Origin of the sequence: Candidatus Kryptonium sp., from assembly GCA_025060635.1 — a bacterium.
Lineage (GTDB): Bacteria > Bacteroidota > Ignavibacteria > Kryptoniales > Kryptoniaceae > Kryptonium.
Map to the genome: position 1 here is coordinate 559,838 of JANXBN010000001.1, position 20,903 is coordinate 580,740.

Consider the following 20,903-nt stretch of genomic DNA (forward strand, 5'->3'; position numbering starts at 1 on the left):
AGTTTAAATTCACGCAAAGACAAATAAATTTTTAGGGAACAAAATGGAGCCGGAAGTGGAAATGTTGATAGATATTGAAGCGGAAATCTTGAGGTTGAAGAAGGAGCTGAACGCTGTGATTTTAGCCCATTATTATCAGGAGTCGGAGATTCAAGATTTAGCTGATTTTGTTGGGGATAGTTTGGAGCTTTCTAAACGGGCGAGGGAAACCGATGCGGATGTTATTGTTTTTGCTGGTGTTTATTTTATGGCCGAAACAGCCAAAATTTTAAATCCAGAGAAAAAAGTTTTAATCCCTGATACTGAGGCGGGATGTTCGCTTGCGGATAATTGTCCCGCTTCACTTTTTAAAGCCTGGCGTGAGGCGCATCCTGATCATATCGCAGTTACATATATTAATTCATCAGCTGAGGTCAAAGCATTAAGTGATATTATTGTAACTTCAAGTAATGCTGAAAAGATCATTAGGCAAATTCCTGAAGATAAACCGATACTTTTCGCTCCAGATAGAAATCTCGGACGCTATCTTATGAAAAAGACTGGCAGAAAAATGGAGCTTTGGCCCGGAACATGCATAGTTCATGAAACTTTTAGTGAAAAGAAGATACTTGAATTGAAGATCCAGTATCCTGAGGCAAAGGTTATCGCTCATCCTGAATGCGAGGACCCAGTGCTTGAAAAAGCTGATTTCATCGGATCAACAAGTGCATTGTTAAGATATGTTCAATCAAGTTCGGATAAGATTTTCATCGTCGCAACGGAACCAGGGATAATTCATCAAATGAAAAAGTCATGCCCAGATAAAATTTTCATCTCCGCTCCGTCTGATTCTGGTTGCGCGTGCAATGAATGTCCATATATGAAGAAGAACACGCTTGAGAAACTTTACCTTTGTATGAAAAAACAACAACCAGAAGTGACATTACCAAAAGACATAATTGAAAAAGCACTTATTCCCCTTGAAAGAATGTTTGAGATGACTAAATAAATTTCAAACAAGGGGGAAATGAAACCATATCCACAGAAAACTTTGCGAAACCTGATTAATCTTTTAAAGTACCATCTAAATATCAACTTTGAAGTACCAATTCCCAAAATAATCCTTGCTAAATCCGCACTTGAATATGCAAGTTTGTATCAGTTTGGTCATCCTGATAGAAAGCATTGGCTTAAAACAGCAAGTAATGTGAAAGAGATCAATTCGGAAGCAAGCTCATTTTACAACAATGCAGACAAATCAATTGTCATAAGGGATTACATACTTGTTGATGGGGAAGAGCATTTAATCCCTGAATATATCCCGATCCCTATAGATTTAATACTTCACGAACTTATCCATCACATACAGTATTTAACTGGAGGCACTGGAAGTTGGGCATTGTTTTATGAAGGATGGACTGAAATTATGATAAATCTTATCACAGGGGATTATCTTGATAAAACATATAGAAGAGAAACCGCGATCTCGTTTTCACTTGCTGTTGCTTTTTCTGGAAGTGAAATAAATGCGATAAATACCATTCGCCGATATCATACTCACACGAAGAAAAATTTTTACATATTGAGTTTGCTTCGCAAAAGCAAACTTCTTGCCGGCACGGGACTTAAACCGAAGAAATTTCTTGATATACTTGACGAGTCGCTTGATGTTTCCCAATTTGGATTTATTCAAGATAGAGTAAAGATATATAGTTTTTCATCATATCGCAATGTGATTGAGAAATTGCGAAAAACTTTGCTTGTGAATCATGTTGAGGTTTTCCCGAGACGAAACGAGATTTATAGTTTCTGACTATGTATCTTGAAAACTATATCTCTGAAAATTTTGTTTCCAATTTTAAAGCCCAATTTATAAACAAAACAAGGTGCTATTATGAAAAGGACAATCTATATTTTGCTTTTGGGATTTTTGTCTATCGGTCTTGTTTTTTCACAAGATAAAACAGCTGTTGTGAAATTTAAAGTCAGCGGAGTAACTTGCGACCATTGCGTGGATGAAGTGAAAGAGGCTTTAGTGAATGTTAAAGGGGTTAAATCGGTTGAATTTGAGGAAACGAATTTAAATAAGGGTTATGGTATCGTTAAGGTTAGCTATAATCCAAATCAGGTTAGCATAGACAAGTTGGCAGAAGCTGTGAATGAGACAGGATTTGAAACAGATTTAAAACAAGAAAAGAAACAACCAGCGAAAGTTGAAGGAGCAGTGGCGAAAATAAATGTCAAAGGAATTGAATGTGGTGGATGTGCTAAATCTGTTGAAAATTCGCTTAAAAAAGTTGATGGAGTAAGAGCTGTTGAATTTGAGAAAAAAGATTACAAGAAAAAATTTGGAGTGGTCAAAGTTGTTTATGATCCCCAAAAAGTCAAGGTAAGTGACCTTGAAGACGCAATTGTGAAAGTTGGCTTCACCGCAAATGATAAGAAACCAGAAAAAACTCACAAAGAAATGGAACATTAATTCACACAAGGGCACCACTACGGTGCCCCTTTAAGTTTAATTTGGAGCGATATGAATTCGCCAGTTATCGTCCCTTATTTCATTTCGTTTTGTTGAGTGGACAAGAATATAATCTGAAAATCCGGATTTATCAACAAATACAAAGTGAACTCCTCCTTCAATGCTGTGATAATACCAGATTTCGTAGGGTTTGCTGTCAACCTCGTTAGGATGTCTTTCATATTCATCGGGTGGTCCATACATAATGTAAACTCTTCCTCTGTCTGTCCTCCAACCTTCCTTGTTTCCTACTGTAAAATGTTGATTGGCATATTCAACTCTCTTGAAATATTCAATTTTCATCTCGTTAATCGGTGTATCTTTATTTGGATCTCTTTTTTTCCAGAATTCAGCAAGAAACTTTCGCTTCGCTTCTTCACCTTTTAATTGCTTATATCTATTTACCTCTTCGGGCGTTGCGATATATCTTGCTATTGCGAATTCTTTGTCAAGTTCAGCTTCTGTCATACCTGCGTATTCTGACGCAAGATCATAGCCACCTGCAATTCGTAGGGTATCTGGCAAAGCTATATTCGGATTAAAAACATAAAATCTTTTAACAGAGCTAACACCTTTGTTTTCCGCTGTATCCATTGCAATTAAGACAAATCGGTATGTGCCAGATGGAAGATTTGAAAGGTTAACGGTTCCTGCTTCAACTACAGCGTTTGCAGGTGTTTTCATTCTTAATTTTTTGCCACTTTTAACCATATTTCCGAATGAATCATATATTCTCCATTCAATGGTATATCTATCAATTGTCACGGCGTTAATGTTATAAATTTCAGCGTAATAGTAAAGAACAGGTAAACCAAGACCATAAAGTAGGCTTGGATTTGGTATAACTTCAAATGTGTTTTTGTAGAAGATGCTTTCCTTGTTGTTTGATTGATAAATGTTGGAACAAAGTTGAACATCGCTTAACCATAACTTATTGTCTGGAACTGGATTTATTAAAGCAGGTATTATCAGGCTGTCAAATCTTGAGAGATCAACGATGTCGCGGGCAGTGACAATGAATTGGTATTTGCCTGGCTCAAGAAGAAAAGCAGTAGCACCAATTAAACTTTTGCTCGGATCAATTTCGCTTGTGTCTTTAAGTTCAACAGGAACTTTCCAAGCTCTACCTTGGATTATGCTGTCTTTGGCGACATCTTTAATTAGCACATGAATCACGAGCCCGCCTTTAAAACCGGATTCATCTTTTGTAAATTTGAGTTGGCTGTGGTGAAAAGAGTAGTAAATTTCAACATAACTTCGGGATGCATCATATTTGAAAGAGGCATAATCAGCATTTATCCGAAGCTGATTCTGCCCCATAAGTTGGGCAGGGATCAGAAATAGTAATAATAAAACCTTGAGCATGGCTTATTAAAATTTTGTGTTTTTTATCCAAAATTATTTTAGCCAAATTTAAGTAAATTATCAAATTTTGCGACGCTCCCAAATGTTGATTGAAAGGCTTAAATGAGTTAATTTTACGCAGAAAAGAGATTTATATTCACAGATGGAAAGTTTTTATATTGATCCGAGAAATGTAAGAAATAACATTGCAAGAATTGAAGGCGAAGAATTCCATCATCTTGTTCGTGTTTCAAGGAAGAGAATAGGTGAGTTAATTTATCTGCTTGATGGAAGTGGTAAAATTTACACCGCTAAAATCATAGGCATAACGCGCGATAGGGCTGAATGTGAGATAATCGGTGAGGAGTTTATGAAAGGCGAGCTGGACGCTGATATAGCAATTGCACAGGCATTTTTGAAAAGTCCTGAACGATTTGAATTTGCAATTGAAAAATTAACTGAACTCGGAGTGAAGCGTATAATTCCAACTGTAACAGAGCGAGTTGTCCCTGTTAAGGATCCTAAGGATATTTCCCCTAACAAAATTGACAGGTGGAAAAAGATAATCGTTTCAGCTTGTAAACAATCAAATCGTGCTTTATTACCGGAATTATGTGAACCTGTTGATTTTAAAAAGTTTGTTCATGAATTCAAAGAATATGAAAGAAAAATAATTTTGCACGAAAGCGATGTATGTAAGAGAGTTTTGCTTTGGAATTATCTTGAAGATTTAAGAAATGTGAAATCTATTTTAGTTGCCACTGGTCCAGAGGGAGGTTTCACAGACGAGGAAATTAAAATTGCGCTTGAATTTGGTTTTGATGTTGTTTCGCTTGGTGAGAGAAGATTGCGATCGGAAACCGCGAGCGTTGTCAGCGTGGGGGTTCTTGTTCAATTTTTCTTATCGTTGAAAACAAATAACCGCAAAATAAGCGCATCGGGAAAATGAACAAACAAGAAAAGGTAAAAGCAAAAGGTTTAAGAAAGTATTTTAAGGTTGGTTCAAAGATAGTAAAAGCAGTTGATGGAATTGATATTTTAATCAGCGAAGCTGAGATATGGGCTCTTGTTGGCGAATCTGGTAGCGGAAAATCAACTCTTGGGAAGTTAATTTTGAAATTAATAGATCCAGACGAGGGCAAGATTTTTTTTAATGGGATTGATATAACGGAATTTAATAAAGAGCAAATGAGACCGTTGCGAAGGAAAATGCAAATGGTTTTTCAGGATCCGTTTACGACTTTCAATCCGATTTATAAAGTTGGAAATCAAATTTTTGAAGCAGTCAAGTTTCACAAAGTTGTTGATCCTTCAAGCGTTGAAGATTATGTTGTTCAATTAATGAGAATAGTCGCGCTTAATCCTGATATTTTAAAAAAATATCCATCACAATTGAGCGGGGGACAGCTCCAGCGTTGTGCGATAGTTAGAGCAATTGCTTTACAGCCGGAGTTTTTGGTCTGTGATGAGATCGTCTCCGCTCTTGATGTATCAATACAGGTTCAAATAATTGAACTTTTGAAAATTTTAAAAGATGAATTTAATCTTACGATTTTGTTTATAACTCATGATATCGGGGTTGCAAGAAGAGTAGCTGATAAGGCTTTTGTGATGAAAGCAGGAAAAATCGTTGAGTCAGGTATAATTGAAAAGATTTTTTACGAGCCAGACAATGAATATACCAAAAGATTGTTAAGTTCAGTTTTAAGTATAAAAACTCAAAAGAAATTGTAAAATGAAATTATCCTCGGTTAACCCAGCAACGCTTGAAGTTATAGCTGAAATTGAAACAACTCCAATTGAAGAAGTTTACAGGATTTCAAGAATTGCACAAGAAGCATTTAAAAAGTGGGCAAGCACAAGAATTGATGAAAGATTAACTCTTTTGAAAAACGCAAGGGAAATTATTTATAAAAATCGCGATGAAATTGCAAAGCTTATAACGCTTGAAAACGGCAAACCGATAGTTGAATCGTATTCTATGGAAATTTTTCCGACGCTTGATCTTTTTGATTATTACATCAAGAACGCTAAAAGAATTTTAAAACCAAGAAAGGTTCGCTCACAAATTCCGTTGTTTTGGGTAAAAAGAAATTACATTCATTTTGAACCACTTGGGGTTGTTGCAGTGATTTCGCCATGGAATTATCCCTTGCTTCTTCCAATTGCACCGATTATATCAGCTCTTGTTGCGGGCAATTGTGTTATATTTAAACCTTCGGAGTATACAAGCTTAATTGGTTTAAAAATTTATGAAGTTTTTAAGGAAGCTGGTTTTCCTGAAGGTGTCTTTAACATTGTTATTGGTTATGGGGATGTTGGCGAAGCTCTTGTTAATTCTGAAGTTGATAAAATTTCGTTCACAGGTAGCACGAAAACGGGACGAATCATAATGCAAAACGCTTCCAAAAAGCCTATTCCTGTGTCGCTTGAACTTGGTGGTAAAGATCCGATGATAGTTTTTGATGATGTGGATATTGATCTCGTTTCAAGTGCAGCTGTATGGGGTGCGTTTGCGAATGCGGGGCAAACTTGTGTTTCTGTTGAGGTTTGTTATGTTCATGAGAAAATTTTTGATGTCTTCATTGAAAAAGTTGTTGAGAAAACAAGAAAATTAAAAGTTGGCAATGGACTTGATCCAGATGTTGAGATCGGACCAATTAACAACGAGAAACAGTTTAGAATAATTGAAAACCAAGTTCAAGATGCTGTTTTAAAAGGTGCAAGGATTTTAACAGGTGGAAAAAGAATTACTCCGAAAGACAAAAATGGAAATGAATTAAAAGGTTATTTCTTTGAACCAACTGTTATAATTGATGTGGATAATTCAATGCTTTTGATGAAGGAGGAGACATTTGGACCGATTTTGCCAGTTGTAAAATTCAGTGATGAAGAAGAGGTTATCTGTATGGTGAATTCAAGTGAATATGGGCTTTCCGCAAGTGTGTGGACAAAGGATAGAAAAAGAGCAAAGAGGATTGTTGAAAAGATAAGATCTGGCTCTGTTCTTGTTAATGAGTGCGTAGTTCACTACGGCGATGCGAAAGCGCCATGCGGTGGTGTTAAGTCAAGTGGGTTTGGAAGAGTGCATTCTGAATTTGGGATCTATGATATGGTCAATGTGAAGTTTGAAAGTTACGATTTTATTTCTCCCTATCGTTTGTGGTGGTTCGGTTATGATGTTAAGATTTTAAACACAATTAAAAAATCTATTGATTTTTTATACTCGCCATCGCTCGTTCAAAAGATAAAATCAGCACCATTTCTACTTTTAAACTTGTTTAGGGACGAGCAAAGCAAAGTGTAGATTTTTGAAGTAAACAAATAATAGAGAGATGGTTGCTTCATTCCCCGAAGGGAAGTTTTAAGCGATCCAACTTTAATTTGGCTTATTTGAATAATTTTGATATTTTTTCAAACAAAAACCGACCCCGTTGAAAATGAAGAAGTGCTTGATAGGTATACTTCTGTTTTACTTGATATTTATTTTTGAAGTTCTATCTCAAGTAGAGGTTTCTGATGATCTGGGAAGAAAATTAAGGTTTGATGAACCACCAAGCCGGATCGTATCCCTCGCTCCAAGCATTACAGAAACTCTTTATTTTCTCTCGCTCGGGGATAAAGTTGTTGGCGTCACAAGATATTGTAATTTCCCACCAGAAGCTCAAAAGAAAACAATAATCGGAGGTGTGATAGACCCAAATTATGAAATTATAGCTTCGCTTAAACCTGACTTGATAATAATGACGGTTGAGGGCAATACTCGTGAAAGCTTTAACAAATTATCTGAACTCGGGTTTAAAATTTTTGTGACTAATCCGAGAAATTTTAACGGGATTTTCAAAACGATACTTGATTTTGGAAAGATATTTGGAATTGAATCAAAAGCAAAGCATCTCGTTGATAGTTTAAGAGCAGAACTTGATAAAGTAAGAAAGCTTAACATCGTTGAAAAGAAGCCTAAAATTTTTGTGGTTCTCTCACTGAATCCGTTGATGACGGCTGGGAAAAATACATTCATAAATGAAATAATTGAAAGAGCAGGCGGGTTAAACATCGCTGGAACTTTGAAGCAAAATTATCCGATACTCAATCGTGAGGAAATTTTGAAAGTTAATCCCGATATAATAATTTTAACTGAATCAAATGTAGAAAGAGACGAACTTTTAAGGCAATTTCCAGAGTGGAAACATATAAATGCGATAAGAGAAAACAAAGTTTTTAAAGTTGATCCCGACATTTTATTTCGTCCATCGCCAAGAGTTATTCTCGCTACAAAGATAATTGCTCAGATGATAAACAAATCTTCAAAATAAAAGTGAAATCTGAATGAAAAAAGAAAAGGTATTTGTTGCTGTTGCTGGAAATATCGGATCTGGAAAGTCATCGCTCACAAAACTTTTGAGCGAACACTTTGGATGGAAAGCTTATTATGAATCAGTTGATGATAATCCGTATCTTGATGATTTTTACAAAGATATGAAGCGTTGGTCTTTTAATTTGCAGATCTATTTTCTGTCTAAGAGATTCAAAGATCATATGGAGATTGTGAATTCGCCTTATTCAATAATTCAGGACAGATCAATTTATGAGGATGCGGAGATATTTGCTAAGAATCTTTACGAGATGGGCAACATGGATGAGCGCGACTACAGAAATTATGTTGAACTATTCAAAATTATGACGAGTTTTCTTAAACCCCCAGACCTTATAATTTACCTTCGTGCAAATGTTGATACTCTTATTAAACAAATTAAACTTCGCGGGAGATCTTTTGAGCAAAACATCCCTCGTGAATATCTTGAGCGACTCAACAAACATTATGAAGATTGGGTAGCAAGATATAATTTAGGGAGAATGTTAATACTTGAAACAGACGATATTGATTTTGTGAATGACAAGACTGACTTTCAAAAGGTTATAGAAATCGTTAGAGAGGAGCTTAAAAATCTCGGTTTTGAAATTAAAAATAAAACATTGCAAGAGTAAATGAAATATCTCGTGATTGATGTTGAGTCAACAGGTCTTGAACCGGGTTATCATGAGATAATTCAACTTGGAGCCTGTTTGTTTGATGAAAATTGGAATCAGCTTGGGACTTTTTTGACGAATGTTTATCCACTTCATGAGGATAGATTTTCAATTACAGCGATGGGTGTTCATCAACTTTCGCTTCATGATCTTAAGGATGCGCCGATGATTTATGATGTGATCCCTAAATTTGAGGCGTGGATATTAAGGACACTTAAAAAACCTGATACCGCAAGGTCCGCTTTAAAAGATCTGGTGCTTTGTGGGCAAAGCGTGACTTTTGATATAAATTTTCTTCATTTCGCATATAGAGAAGCGAAGTTTGATTGGCCGTTTTCAAGCAAAGTTCTTGATCTGCATATTCTCGCTTTCTATTACTTTACAATTTTAAAAAATAACAACTTGCCAACCCCGAGATCATTAAGTTTAGATTCAATCGCTGAATATTTTGGTCTCAGGAGAAAATCTGAAGGTCACAACGCACTTGAAGATGCCCTTATAACAGCAAAATGTATCGCTATAATAATGAATGAATCAAAAAAATTTAAGATTCAACCTTGATAAGGGTTCATGACATAACTTTAAAAGGCGAGAAAACACTTCTTCGTCCTTTTACACAGGATGATCTTGAAATGGCATTTGAGTGGAATAACGATCCTCTTGTTCTTGAAGCTGAAGGAGAGCCAGAACATACTTGGGATGAAGTTGTTGAAGTTTATGAATATCTCTCAAATAATGGGTTTCTTTTCATAATTGAAGCAACCGACCTTGCGAAGCCAGAGCCAATTGGTGAAATTTGTCTTCTTTATGACGATGACTATGAACGACTTGGTGTTAAGGATAGAAATGAAATTATCTATTGTATACCGATACTTATTGGTAAACCGCAATACTGGGGCAAGGGATATGGGAAGGATGCGATAAAAACGATTTTAAAATTCGCTTTTGAAGTCATGAAAGCGGATAGAGTTTTTGCAACCGATATCTTCTCGTTCAGCGAAAGATCAATTCGGCTTTTTAACTCTCTTGGATTTGATGAGGTTAGGAGAGATAAAAATAGAATTTATTATAGGGGCAAATATTATGACGTAGTTGATTTCTGTATCACGAAGGAAAAGTATTTTCGCTTGAATAGAAGCGCGGTTGGTAATCAAAATTTTCCGGACAAAGAAGTCAGATGAAGATCGCTTTTTTATTTGAATCTGAACCTACCTCTGAACAAATTCAGGCATATAAATGGGTCAGGGCGAGAACTGGTTGTGCCTTTAAAGTTGAAGTTGAAAAAATTTTTGAAACGAACTTAAATGATTTTAATATAATTTGGTGGCACTACGACAAAAATTTTACACTTCCAGATTTTGCAAGGGACGAGAATTTTAAATCGGTTATAACTGATTTTCTAAATCATGGGGGTAATTTGCTTTTAACTTTGTCCGCGATGAAGCTCTTAAATGAAATCGAGATTGAACCGATAGAACCTGATTTTGAAAGTTTTGAACTTAAATCTGAAATTCCGATTGGATTTGTTTCTTTTTTCGGTCATCCTGTTTTTAGGAAATTAAAAAATGGTGTTGATGTATTTCTCGCAAAGCGAGTTGATAAATTCTTAACTATTGCTTATGTGAAGCGAGCGCCAGAAAAGTTAAGGATAGTTGCCGTTGAAAAATTAGGTAGAAAGATAAATTACGATAAGAAAATTTTGTTTGAATATGAAAACGGAGGCAGAGTAATAGCAATAGGTGGAAATGTTTATTTTTCTGCACTTGATAATCCGTTCTTTCACAATCTTGATCGGCTTGTTCTGAACTCGCTTCTTTATTTAAACAATCCAAAAAAGTTTCCCGAACCGAGAACATATTGGATTTTTAGTGGTAAAATTGAAAAAGTTGATCTCGCAATTGAACAAAAAGCGTTGAGAACTGCACATAAAAAAATAGGTGATAAGCACACTGGTCTTTCATTTGAAGATGGTCAAGATTTTCTTGTGCAAGGCGATAAAATTTATGCAAAGGTTTCAGGTATTGAAATAGAGCAAATATCAATCCCACCGTTTCAGTTGATTGACAGATTCAAAATTTATGTCAAAAGCGAAGAAAAATTCATATCGCCGGAAAGTGCACAAATTAGATTCAAACCAGAATCACTTTTGATGGAATTTGAAATTGATAATGTGAAATTTAAAGAGACGATATTTGCGCATCCGAAAAAGCCAGCTTTGATTTTAAATTTTCTCATAACCTCGGAAAGAGATTTTGAAATTTGTCTTGAGATTAAAATCTCGCCGAAAATTTTGAATCTATCAACTATACCACTTAAAGACTTTTTCTATGGATGCGAAGAAAAACTGAAATGTGTTTATGTGTTAAATGATAAACTTTTTGCTTTGTTTCTGGGTAGTCCAAAGAGGTTTGAGTTATTTGATTTCAGAGTTGAGGATGATTTAAGGGTTAAAATCTATTACCGAATTTCTTCTGGCGTTGAAAAAGCATTTAATTTTGCAATTGTTGGCGATGTGAAACATCCATCTTCAAATGAAGATATCGCAAAAAGCGCAAAAGAAATCTATAAATACGCACTCGTTTTTGCCCATAAGGTATTTAAAGAAAATTTAAAATCTGTAAAAGATGGATTCAGGAAGCGACTTTTAATTTTAACACCTGATGAGGAATTTAACAGAAATTTCAAGATTGCTTTATCTTGTTTCCCAAAGTTTGTGAAAAATGTTAAGGGTCTCGGCAATTTCCTTGTTGATGATTTGAACGATGAAATTGTGGATTATGGAAAAGTTTTGCAGATTCTTCCTTTGATGTTAAAAATTGGTGAATATGAAATTGTAAGAGACACGCTTGAATTTGGTGGAAGATGTATGAGTTTAAATGGGGAGATACCATCGGTGTTATCGCTATCGGGGACTTTTGAGTATGAAAGAGATTTGAGAACAGAATATATCAAAGTTTGTGCTGAATATCTCCGCTCTTCAAAAGATAAACTTTTTGCGAAGTTCACTTGGCAAAGGTTGAAAAAAATGATTGAGAACTGTAAAGTTGCCGATCTCGGGAAAGATGTGGTTGACTCACTTCTTTTATTTGCAAAAGTTTTGAAGGATGAAGCGTGGATTAAAAAATTGAGCGATCTGGAAGTAGAAGAAAAACATCATAGAAATTTTAATAAGGAAAGTTTTGAAGATGTTCTTGATGTTAACTCAGCAATTTCGCTCGGAATGTTCATTGGCAATGTTTTGAGGAGGTATTGTATTTTTGATGTTGATTCATTTGAGAAAAAAATTTATTTTTCACCGCTAATTACGGAAAGTTGGGAATTTTGGGAGATCAGAAACTTGAGAATACAAAATATGAGGTTGAATGTCTCGTTGAAAAGAGAAGGAAACTTCATGCGATTTTGGTTTAGAAAAAAGGATCTGCCCGAGGTCAAAATTATTTTTGAGCCAAGATTTGAAGAAAAAATTTGGATTGAAAAAGTTTTAATTGAGGATAAATTAGTTGAAAATTTAAAAGTTGACGAAAGCGGGGCTTGGTTAGAGTTTTCTTTTAGATTTGAGAAGGAAGTAAAAATTTTTTTCAAGAGAATCTCGCTTGAAAAATCTTGATGGAAGCATAAAAGGGTTTTTATGGAGAGAAAGCCCAAAATTTTGTCCCAATCTATTTGCGACTATGTCCCTCTCGTCTCTGGTGAGATTTAATCCAATTTTTTCACCTTCTTCAATAAGTAATCCTATTTTATCTGCGGTTCTTCTGCCAGCATTTTTGTAGGCAATATAAGCGGAAAAGAAGAAGTGTTGGAGCTTATCTTTATCGTCAATGGTATCGGAGAAAATTTTTGAGGGTAGATTTTTGATCCTTTTTTCGTAATTTTCTTCGCTTTCTGAAGTTAATAGTAGTGGAATTTTAATACCTACAAGCGGGATCTTAAAATTAATTTTTCTATGGCTTAGGGTTGCAAAACCACAAACAAGGAGGGCGCTTTCAATGTCGTAATCGCACAGGACGAGAGATTTTTTGTATATCAGGTCAATGGAGTAGACATCGCCAAGTTTTACTTTAAGATTTTTGAATTCTTCACTTCGTATGAAGTTGCGCAGTTTATGAACAATTGAAATTTTATTGTCAATGATGGGTTGAGAATTTGCGTATGAAATCAGGGTTAAAATGATTAGAAATTTAAGTCTGTATAACACCGACATTAAATTTTGGGATATATGGATTGTTATTTGCGATCTCAATTCCTCTGGATATAATTTTTCTTGTTTCAAGTGGGTCAATTATTCCGTCAACCCAAAGTCGTGCGGCTGCGAAAAGCGGTTCCATTTCTTTCTCGTATTTATCTTGAATTTCTTTGAGAAGTTTTTCTTGTTCTTCTTTTGTTATTACCTTTCCCTCCTTTTCCATTTGTGAGAGTTTAATGCTTAATAATGTTTCGCTTGCTTGTTTTCCGCCCATGACTGCGATTTGTGCGGTTGGCCATGCGAAAATAAATCTCGGGTCATAAGCTTTTCCGCACATTGCGTAGTTGCCAGCACCAAAGCTATTGCCAATTATGAATGTAAATTTTGGAACAGTGCTATTGGCGACAGCGTTTACCATCTTTGCTCCGTCTTTTATTATTCCGCCCCATTCGGCTTTTTTCCCGACCATGAAACCAGTGACATCTTGAAAGAAGACGAGAGGGATTTTCTTTTGATTGCAATTCATAATAAACCTTGCAGCTTTATCAGCGCTATCGGAGTAGATTACTCCGCCGACTTGCATTTCTCCAAGTTTAGTTTTAACTACGGATCTTTGATTTGCAACTATTCCGACAGACCAACCATCAATTCTCGCATATGCACAAATTATAGTTTTTCCATATCCTGCTTTATATTCGTCAATTTCACTATCGTCAACTATTCTCGCAAGGACTTCATACATATCATAGGGTCTTGAGATATCCTTTGGAATTATTCCGTAAATTTCTTCGGGATCATATTTGGGTGGTCTGGGTTCAACGCGGTTAAATCCAGCTTTTGGGGTTTCGCCGAGCTTTGAAATTATGCTTCTTATGGTTTCAAGCGCTTCTTCATCGTTTTTACATTTGTAATCCGTCACTCCGCTTATTTCACTATGAACGACTGCGCCACCAAGGGTTTCAATATCAATTTCTTCACCTATTGCAGCTTTTACGAGATGTGGTCCTGCAAGAAATACACTTCCAGTTCCCTCAACTATCAAGGCCTCATCACTCATTATAGGAAGATAAGCACCGCCAGCAACGCAAGGACCCATAATTGCAGCGATTTGAGGAATCCCCATTGAAGACATTATTGCATTATTTCTGAAGATCCTTCCGAAATGTTCTTTATCTGGGAAGATTTCGCTTTGAAGTGGTAAGAAGACGCCAGCGGAGTCAACAAGGTAAACTATCGGAATTCTATTTTCCATTGCGATTTCCTGTGCTCTGAGATTCTTCTTGCAAGTTATGGGGAACCAAGCTCCAGCTTTAACTGTCGCATCATTTGCGACAATTACAACATCTCGTCCGTGGATTTTTCCAATTCCGACGACGACACCGCCAGATGGTGCTCCTCCGTATTCTTCATACATTCCGTAACCAGCGAACAGACCGATCTCAATAAATTCTGAATTCGGATCAATTAATTTCTGAATTCTTTCCCTTGCTGTTAACTTTCCCCTTTTGTGGTGTTTTTCAATTGCTTCTTTACCACCACCAAGTTTTATCTGTTCAGCTTTTGCATTTAAAATTCTTAACAGATTTTTAAGATTGTCTTCGTTTTCGTAAAAATTCTGATCCTTTTTTATCTGGCTTCCGATTGCTTTTGGCATTTTATGATATTTACTTTTGCTTTAGATATTTTTTCTCAATTTCGGTGATTTTGTTCAATCTCTGGAGATGTCTTCCACCTCCGAAGTTGGTCTCAAGGAAAACCTTTATTATTTCCTTTGCAAGTTCGCTCCCGATCACTCTAGCGCCAAGTGTTAAGACATTTGCGTCGTTGTGTTCTCTACTTATCTTTGCAGTAAATTCATTATGACAACATGCTGCTCTTATTCCGGGAACTTTGTTAGCGACAATTGATGATGCAACACCGGTGCCATCAATCATTATCCCACGCCAAGCTTTTCCAGAGATAATAGAATACGCAACTGCATAGGCAAAATCAGGGTAATCAACCGATGATTCAGAATTTGTCCCAAGATCAAGGACTGAATAGCCAAGATCAGAAATAAATTTTTTTAGTTCCTCTTTGAGTTTAAAACCGGCGTGATCGCTGGCGATTGCAACTATCTTTTTACCATCTGCTTTTGGTTCTGGTTTTAATGGATAATCAAATTTTTGAGGAGTATCGCTTTTTTCAATAAATTTGATTCTCAATTGAAGTGCTTTATCTCTTGCGGATGGCGTAACAATTGTATTTTTGTCAATTTCAATTTCCGTTTTTCCTTGGTTGAAAAAATCAACTACTGTTTTTTCTGTTATAAGTTTTTTGGGCATTCACGGAGATGGTTTAATTTTTAAGAGGGGGAGGGAAGCTCCCCCGTCGTGGTATTAGTTTATTCCGAGTTCTTTGAGGACATTTACAACCTTTTCAGCTGCATCTTTAAAGCCATTTGCAACGATGAAATTTAGTCCTGATTCTTTAAGAATCCTTGCACCTTCTTCAGCATTCGTTCCTTCAAGTCGTATAACAACAGGGACATTTACTCCGACCTTTTTTGCAGCTTCAACTACTCCTTGCGCGACACGATCGCATCGGACGATCCCACCGAATATATTGATAAGTATTGCTTTTACATTTGGATCGGAAAGAATTATCCTGAAGCCTTGTTCAACCGTTTCAGTTTTTGCGCCACCACCGACATCAAGAAAGTTTGCTGGTTCACCACCAGCAAGTTTAATTAAATCCATAGTAGCCATCGCAAGTCCTGCGCCATTAACCATGCAACCAACATTCCCATTGAGACGGATGTAGTTAAGATTATATTTTGACGCTTCAACTTCAAGTGGATCTTCCTCGTCAATATCGCGCATTTCAAGTATTTCGGGATGTCTGAAGAGTGCGTTGTCATCAAAGTTCATCTTTGCGTCAAGAGCTAGAACTTGTCCATCGGTGGTTAAAACAAGTGGATTGATTTCAGCAAGGGACGCGTCGGTTTCTTCGTAAGCTTTATAAAGAGCGAGCAAAAACTTAACAGCGTTTTTAAATGCTTCTCCTTCAAGTCCAAGTCCAAATGCAAGTCGTCTTGCTTGATATGGCATTAGACCAATTTTGGGATCAATATATTCTTTCAAAATCTTCTCGGGGCTTTCGGCGGCAACTTGTTCAATTTCTACTCCTCCTTCGCTTGAAACCATCACAACATTTCTAAAAGTGCTTCTGTCAAGAGTTATTCCCACATACAACTCCTTTTGAATCTTTAATCCTTGTTCAACGAGGACTTTTTTGACAATTTTACCTTCTGGACCTGTTTGATATGTTACAAGTTTTGAACCAAGCATATTTTTCGCATGTTCATAAACTTCCTCGTAGCTTTTTGCAAGTTTTATTCCACCAGCTTTACCTCTTCCACCTGCGTGAATTTGAGCTTTTACGACCCATAGTTCGCCACCGATTTCTTTAGCTACCTCAACTGCTTCTTCAGGTGTAAAAGCAACGCGACCTTTTGGAACAGCGACACCAAATTTTTTCAAAATTTCTTTCGCCTGGTATTCATGTATTTTCATTTGCAATCCTTCGTTTATTTTTTAATTAATTCCAGCCCATTTCTTGACAATTTCTGCAACAATAGGATTCATAAGCGTTAAAACTATGATGACGAGAATTATCAGGAAGTTTAATTTTAAGTTCAACCTGTCTATTTCGGATTTGAGTTCTGTCTTTACTGTTTGCAGTTCAGCTCTAACGTTTTCAATTTTTGCATCAAGTTCAGCTCTTACGGTTTGCAGTTCGGCTCTAACGCTTTCAATTTTTGTATCAAGTTCAGCTCTCGTAGATTGCAATTCGGACCTTACACTTTCAATTTGCCTTTCAAGCTCGTTTTTGGTGGTTTTCAATTCAGCTCTAACGCTTTCAATTTTTGCATCAAGTTCAGCTCTTGCGGTTTGCAGTTCAGCTCTAACACTTTCAATTTTTGCATCAAGTTCAGCTCTCGTAGATTGCAATTCAGATCTTACATTTTCAATTTGTCTTTCAAGATCTATTCTCGTGTTTTGTAGTTCAACTCTTACATTTTCAATTCTACTTTCAAGTTCGGTTCGCACTAACACGACATCTGCTTTGCTTGCGAGCTCTTTTGTTAACTCATCTTTGAGTTCAAATTTTTTCTCAATTCCGATAGTTTCAGCTCTATGTTTCATCTCATTGATGAAATCCTCAATCATCTTGGTTATTTCAACCGCTTCATCTCTTCCGAACTTCTTCTCAAGTTTTTCATACAAGCTAAAAGGAACGCTCATTAATATCCTCCCCAAAATTATTTAATTTTTTCCGAGATCGCTTTTCCTTGCAAGAACAATAGCAAGTAGTCAGGACCGCCAGCTTTTGAATCAGTTCCGCTCATATTAAATCCGCCAAATGGATGCACACCAACTATTGCGCCTGTGCATTTTCGGTTTATGTAAAGATTTCCGACATGGAAAAGTTTTTTTGCTTTTTCAATCTTTTTTCTGTTTTTTGTATAAACGGAGCCAGTCAAACCGTATTCAGTATCGTTTGCAATTTCAAGCGCATGATCAAAATCTCTCGCTTTTATAACTGCAAGAACAGGACCAAAAATTTCTTCTTGAGCTATCCTTGCTTTAGGATCAACATCTGCGAAAATTGTCGGTTTTATATAATATCCTTCATCTTGGCGAACTGCTTCACCACCTGTTAATAATTTTCCTTCTGATTTCCCAATTTCAATATATGAAAGAATTTTCTGTTGAGCTCCAGCGTTTATTACAGGTCCAACTGGATAGTTATCTTTCGCTGGTCCGATTTCAAGTTTTTCTGTTTCTGCAACAAGTTTTTCAATAAATTTATCATAAATGCTTTCAACAACAATTGCTCTTGAACAAGCGGAGCACTTTTGACCTTGATAACCAAAGGCGGAAACCACAACACCTTTAACAGCTGAATCAAGATCTGCCTCATCGTCAACGATAATTGCGTCTTTACCGCCCATTTCTGCAATCACTCGCTTAAGCCATATTTGTCCTGGTTGAACCTTTGAAGCAAGCTCGTAGATATGAATCCCAACTTCTTTTGAACCAGTGAAGGCAACAAATCTCGTCTTCGGATGCGCAACAAGTGTATCTCCAACGCTTGAGCCTGGACCAGTTATAAAGTTTAGAACACCATCTGGGAGTCCTGCCTCTTTCATTAGTTCATAAAACTTCGCTCCAATAACTGGTGAGTCACTTGATGGTTTCAGAACAACTGTGTTTCCAGTTACAAGTGCACCAACAGTCATACCGAGCAAAATCGCAAGCGGGAAATTCCATGGTGGAATTACTGCGCCAGCTCCGAGAGGAATATATACCATTTCGTTTTTCTCGCCTGGATATTTAACTACAGGAGCTCCTTTTGCATAATGAAGAGCCCATCTGCTGTAATATTCAAGATAATCAATTGCTTCTGCGACATCAGCATCGGCTTCCGCCCAATTTTTCCCTACCTCAAAAACCTGCCAAGATGCAAATTCAAATTTTCTCTTTCTCAATATCTGTGCAGCTTTTAGCATAATTTTAACTCTATATTCTGGCTTTGTCATGCTCCATTCTTTAAAAGCTTCGTTCGCCACTTCAATTGCCTTGTTCGCAAGATCCGCAGTTCCCTTTTGGAGAATACCTACAACCTGATCTTTCTTTGATGGATTATAGGAATAAAATTTCTCGCTTGTTTTGATTCGTTCTCCGCCGATTATGATATCATATTCTTTTCCAAGTTCGCTCTCAACCTTTGCGAGAGCTTTTTCCATCTTTTTACGATTTTCTGGTTTTGAGAAATCGGTAAATGGTTCGTTTTTGAAGCGAGGTAGCTTCATTTTTTCCTCCTGTTTTATTTTTTGCCTGTTAATTTATTAATTATTTCTTTGGCCTTCTCAAAACCACTTTTGATCACTGCCTCATCTGCACCATGTCTATAATACCCCAAAATATGCAGGTTTTCATAAACCGTGTTGAAAGCGTCAATCAATTTTCCATTTTTGGGCAAGCTTCTTAAAAATTTTCTGTATTCAATTACATTTTCTGGGAATTCATCAGGAGAAAGCCCCCTTCTTAACATTTCGCCCTCTATTGCTCTCAACACTGCAATATATGCAGTTCCACACGCCTCTGAAACCTTTTTTATGTTTCTATATCTACCATTTTCTACAGGGGACTCCGAAAGCGTTTTCAGCGCGTTTCGGTACAATTCATTCGCAAATTCAAAAGCTTCTACAAAAGTTTCCTGCGGCTTAAGGAGTTTTTTTATTTTGTTCCTTTTTCGCATTTGAACAAGTGGTAAAAATTTTGCTTTTTATAAAATTTAAAAATTTTTATCGTCAAAACTCAACTTCTGCGCCCATTAAACTTATCAACTAATGCCTGAACCAAATTTCCTACGATTATTGTTGTTCCAGCGCCAATGAATGTATGCCAAGTCCAGGCTATTTTCGTGTTTAAAATTACATAAACCATCATCAAAACTCCGGATATAAATGCAATCAATGCGCTGTTTTCGTTAACATTTTTAGATAAAACCCCGAGGAGAAATGTCCCAAGTAGTCCGCCATATGTAAATGAAGCAATGCTTAAAGCAAGTTCAACTACTGTTCTTTCTGTCCTCATGAAAAACATCGCTGATCCAACAAGAAGAATTGCCCATATCGCAGTTATTATTCTTGAAACAATTAATTCTTTCTTCTCATCTATATTTTTTCCGAAGTATGGTTTATAGATATCAATCATAGCCGATGAAGCAAGGGAACTCATTGAGCCAGCAAGAGTTGACATAGCAGCTGCAAAAAGTCCAGCTATTATCAAACCGGAGATTCCAGATGGCATATATTTCACGATGAAATCAGCGAAAACCTCATTTGGATTCATATTTGCACCATTGTAAAAGGTATAAAGCATTAAACCGAGAAACAGAAACATGAAAAATTGAAGTGCAACGATGAAACCAGTTGTAATTAACGCTTTTTGACTGTTCTTCAAAGAATCGGTTGTAAGAAGTCGCTGGACAATAAGTTGGTCAGCTCCGTGTGAAGCCATTGAAAGGAAGGCACCGCCAATTAAACTTGCAAGCAATGTATATGGTTGGGAGAAGAAATCTTTTAAAGGTTTATCAAAACCCCAATTTATAATTTTGAATTTTTCCGCTGAAAAACTTAACACTTGTGAAATCCCACCATCAATTTTGCTTCCAAGCACTATGATCGCTGCAATAGCTCCACCTATGTAGATAAACATTTGAACGACATCCATCCATATAACTGCTCTAACGCCACCAATAAATGTGTAAAGAAAGGTCACAAACGAAACGACGGCAATTGAGGTTATGTAAATTTGAGCATCTGACCAATTGACGAATTGTCCTGAATTTTTCAAAATTATCGCAAGAGGTATTGCAGTTGTAAAAAGGCGCACACCATCCGCAGCAAGTCGTGTTACCATGAAAACAATTGAGGCAAAATTTCTTACTTTTCGTCCGAATCTTATTCCAAGGAACTGATACGCTGTTGCAAGTTCCCCACGATAGTAAGCTGGAAGGAAAATGAAACTTACAGCAATTCTTCCGAGAATATATCCAAACGCAAGCTGCAGGAAATTTAAGTTTGTTGCATATGCAACCCCTGGTATGCTTAAAAATGTCAACGCGCTCGTCTCTGTTGCAACGACAGCGAAGCAAACCGCAAGCCATGGAATTCGTCTCGCTCCAAGGAAATAATCCGCTGTGTTTTTTTGCTTTCCGCCAGAAATTATTCCAAAGATTAAAACCCCGAGAAGATAGGCAACAACGATTAACCAATCAATTAAACCGAAATTCATA

General features: G+C 36.5%; 20 protein-coding genes. 11 read left to right on the top strand and 9 right to left on the bottom strand.

Annotated elements, in window-relative coordinates; all coding sequences use genetic code 11:
• Positions 1-43: 43 nt before the first annotated feature.
• The 3 genes from nadA (at position 44) to NZ923_02655 (ending at position 2,458) form a co-directional block, all read left to right on the top strand.
• The gene (gene nadA, locus NZ923_02645; GenBank protein ID MCS7228919.1) at positions 44-988 is read left to right on the top strand and encodes a quinolinate synthase NadA; all 945 of its coding nucleotides are present in this window, start codon (positions 44-46) and stop codon (positions 986-988) included.
• Positions 989-1,006: 18 nt separating this feature from the next.
• Positions 1,007-1,792, top strand: a complete 786-nt coding sequence (locus NZ923_02650) for a hypothetical protein (protein ID MCS7228920.1) — start codon at positions 1,007-1,009, stop codon at positions 1,790-1,792.
• 81 nt (positions 1,793-1,873) lie between these two features.
• Positions 1,874-2,458, top strand: coding sequence for a copper ion binding protein (locus NZ923_02655; GenBank protein MCS7228921.1), 585 nt, complete (start codon positions 1,874-1,876; stop codon positions 2,456-2,458).
• A 36-nt stretch (positions 2,459-2,494) separates the two neighbouring features.
• Here NZ923_02655 and NZ923_02660 read toward each other — a convergent pair whose 3' ends face one another.
• Positions 2,495-3,862, bottom strand: a complete 1,368-nt coding sequence (locus NZ923_02660) for a GWxTD domain-containing protein (GenBank protein MCS7228922.1) — start codon at positions 3,860-3,862, stop codon at positions 2,495-2,497.
• Positions 3,863-4,004: 142 nt separating this feature from the next.
• Here NZ923_02660 and NZ923_02665 point away from each other — a divergent pair, with 142 nt between their 5' ends.
• The 8 genes from NZ923_02665 to NZ923_02700 all read left to right on the top strand — a co-directional run bounded on the left by NZ923_02665 (position 4,005) and on the right by NZ923_02700 (position 12,479).
• Positions 4,005-4,790 (top strand): 16S rRNA (uracil(1498)-N(3))-methyltransferase, encoded by a 786-nt coding sequence (locus NZ923_02665; GenBank protein ID MCS7228923.1) that lies wholly within the window; start codon positions 4,005-4,007, stop codon positions 4,788-4,790.
• Positions 4,787-5,575: a dipeptide/oligopeptide/nickel ABC transporter ATP-binding protein gene (locus tag NZ923_02670; protein ID MCS7228924.1), complete on the top strand. Its 789-nt coding sequence runs from the start codon at positions 4,787-4,789 to the stop codon at positions 5,573-5,575. The genes NZ923_02665 and NZ923_02670 overlap by 4 nt, the downstream gene beginning before the upstream one ends.
• Position 5,576: 1 nt before the next feature.
• Complete coding sequence (locus tag NZ923_02675; GenBank protein MCS7228925.1) at positions 5,577-7,148, top strand: aldehyde dehydrogenase family protein; 1,572 nt, start codon at positions 5,577-5,579, stop codon at positions 7,146-7,148.
• A gap of 133 nt (positions 7,149-7,281) precedes the next feature.
• Positions 7,282-8,157, top strand: a complete 876-nt coding sequence (locus NZ923_02680) for a cobalamin-binding protein (GenBank protein ID MCS7228926.1) — start codon at positions 7,282-7,284, stop codon at positions 8,155-8,157.
• A 13-nt stretch (positions 8,158-8,170) separates the two neighbouring features.
• Positions 8,171-8,830 carry a deoxynucleoside kinase gene (locus NZ923_02685; protein ID MCS7228927.1) on the top strand — a complete coding sequence of 220 codons (660 nt, stop codon included), beginning with the start codon at positions 8,171-8,173 and terminating at the stop codon, positions 8,828-8,830.
• Positions 8,831-9,433, top strand: a complete 603-nt coding sequence (locus tag NZ923_02690; GenBank protein MCS7228928.1) for a 3'-5' exonuclease — start codon at positions 8,831-8,833, stop codon at positions 9,431-9,433. It abuts the gene before it with no gap.
• Entirely contained in the window at positions 9,430-10,053 is a 624-nt protein-coding gene (locus tag NZ923_02695; GenBank protein MCS7228929.1) for a GNAT family N-acetyltransferase, read from the top strand. Before NZ923_02690 ends, NZ923_02695 begins: the two co-directional genes overlap by 4 nt.
• On the top strand, positions 10,050-12,479 hold the full coding sequence (locus tag NZ923_02700) for a hypothetical protein (GenBank protein ID MCS7228930.1): 2,430 nt from the start codon (positions 10,050-10,052) through the stop codon (positions 12,477-12,479). Before NZ923_02695 ends, NZ923_02700 begins: the two co-directional genes overlap by 4 nt.
• Here NZ923_02700 and NZ923_02705 read toward each other — a convergent pair.
• The 8 genes from NZ923_02705 to NZ923_02740 form a co-directional block, all read right to left on the bottom strand.
• A complete protein-coding gene (locus tag NZ923_02705; protein MCS7228931.1) occupies positions 12,408-13,073 on the bottom strand; it encodes a hypothetical protein in 666 nt (221 codons plus the stop codon). The genes NZ923_02700 and NZ923_02705 overlap by 72 nt on opposite strands.
• Positions 13,051-14,709: an acyl-CoA carboxylase subunit beta gene (locus NZ923_02710; GenBank protein ID MCS7228932.1), complete on the bottom strand. Its 1,659-nt coding sequence runs from the start codon at positions 14,707-14,709 to the stop codon at positions 13,051-13,053. The genes NZ923_02705 and NZ923_02710 overlap by 23 nt, the downstream gene beginning before the upstream one ends.
• Before the next feature lie 10 nt (positions 14,710-14,719).
• The gene (gene rpiB / locus NZ923_02715) at positions 14,720-15,172 is read right to left on the bottom strand and encodes a ribose 5-phosphate isomerase B (GenBank protein MCS7228933.1); all 453 of its coding nucleotides are present in this window, start codon (positions 15,170-15,172) and stop codon (positions 14,720-14,722) included.
• A 261-nt stretch (positions 15,173-15,433) separates the two neighbouring features.
• Positions 15,434-16,609 carry an ADP-forming succinate--CoA ligase subunit beta gene (gene sucC, locus NZ923_02720; GenBank protein MCS7228934.1) on the bottom strand — a complete coding sequence of 392 codons (1,176 nt, stop codon included), beginning with the start codon at positions 16,607-16,609 and terminating at the stop codon, positions 15,434-15,436.
• 21 nt (positions 16,610-16,630) lie between these two features.
• On the bottom strand, positions 16,631-17,341 hold the full coding sequence (locus NZ923_02725; GenBank protein MCS7228935.1) for a hypothetical protein: 711 nt from the start codon (positions 17,339-17,341) through the stop codon (positions 16,631-16,633).
• A 17-nt stretch (positions 17,342-17,358) separates the two neighbouring features.
• On the bottom strand, positions 17,359-18,912 hold the full coding sequence (gene pruA, locus NZ923_02730) for an L-glutamate gamma-semialdehyde dehydrogenase (protein ID MCS7228936.1): 1,554 nt from the start codon (positions 18,910-18,912) through the stop codon (positions 17,359-17,361).
• Between the two features lie 14 nt (positions 18,913-18,926).
• Positions 18,927-19,361: a DUF5618 family protein gene (locus NZ923_02735; protein ID MCS7228937.1), complete on the bottom strand. Its 435-nt coding sequence runs from the start codon at positions 19,359-19,361 to the stop codon at positions 18,927-18,929.
• Positions 19,362-19,420: 59 nt separating this feature from the next.
• Positions 19,421-20,902 carry a sodium:solute symporter gene (locus NZ923_02740; GenBank protein ID MCS7228938.1) on the bottom strand — a complete coding sequence of 494 codons (1,482 nt, stop codon included), beginning with the start codon at positions 20,900-20,902 and terminating at the stop codon, positions 19,421-19,423.
• Position 20,903: the final 1 nt, after the last annotated feature.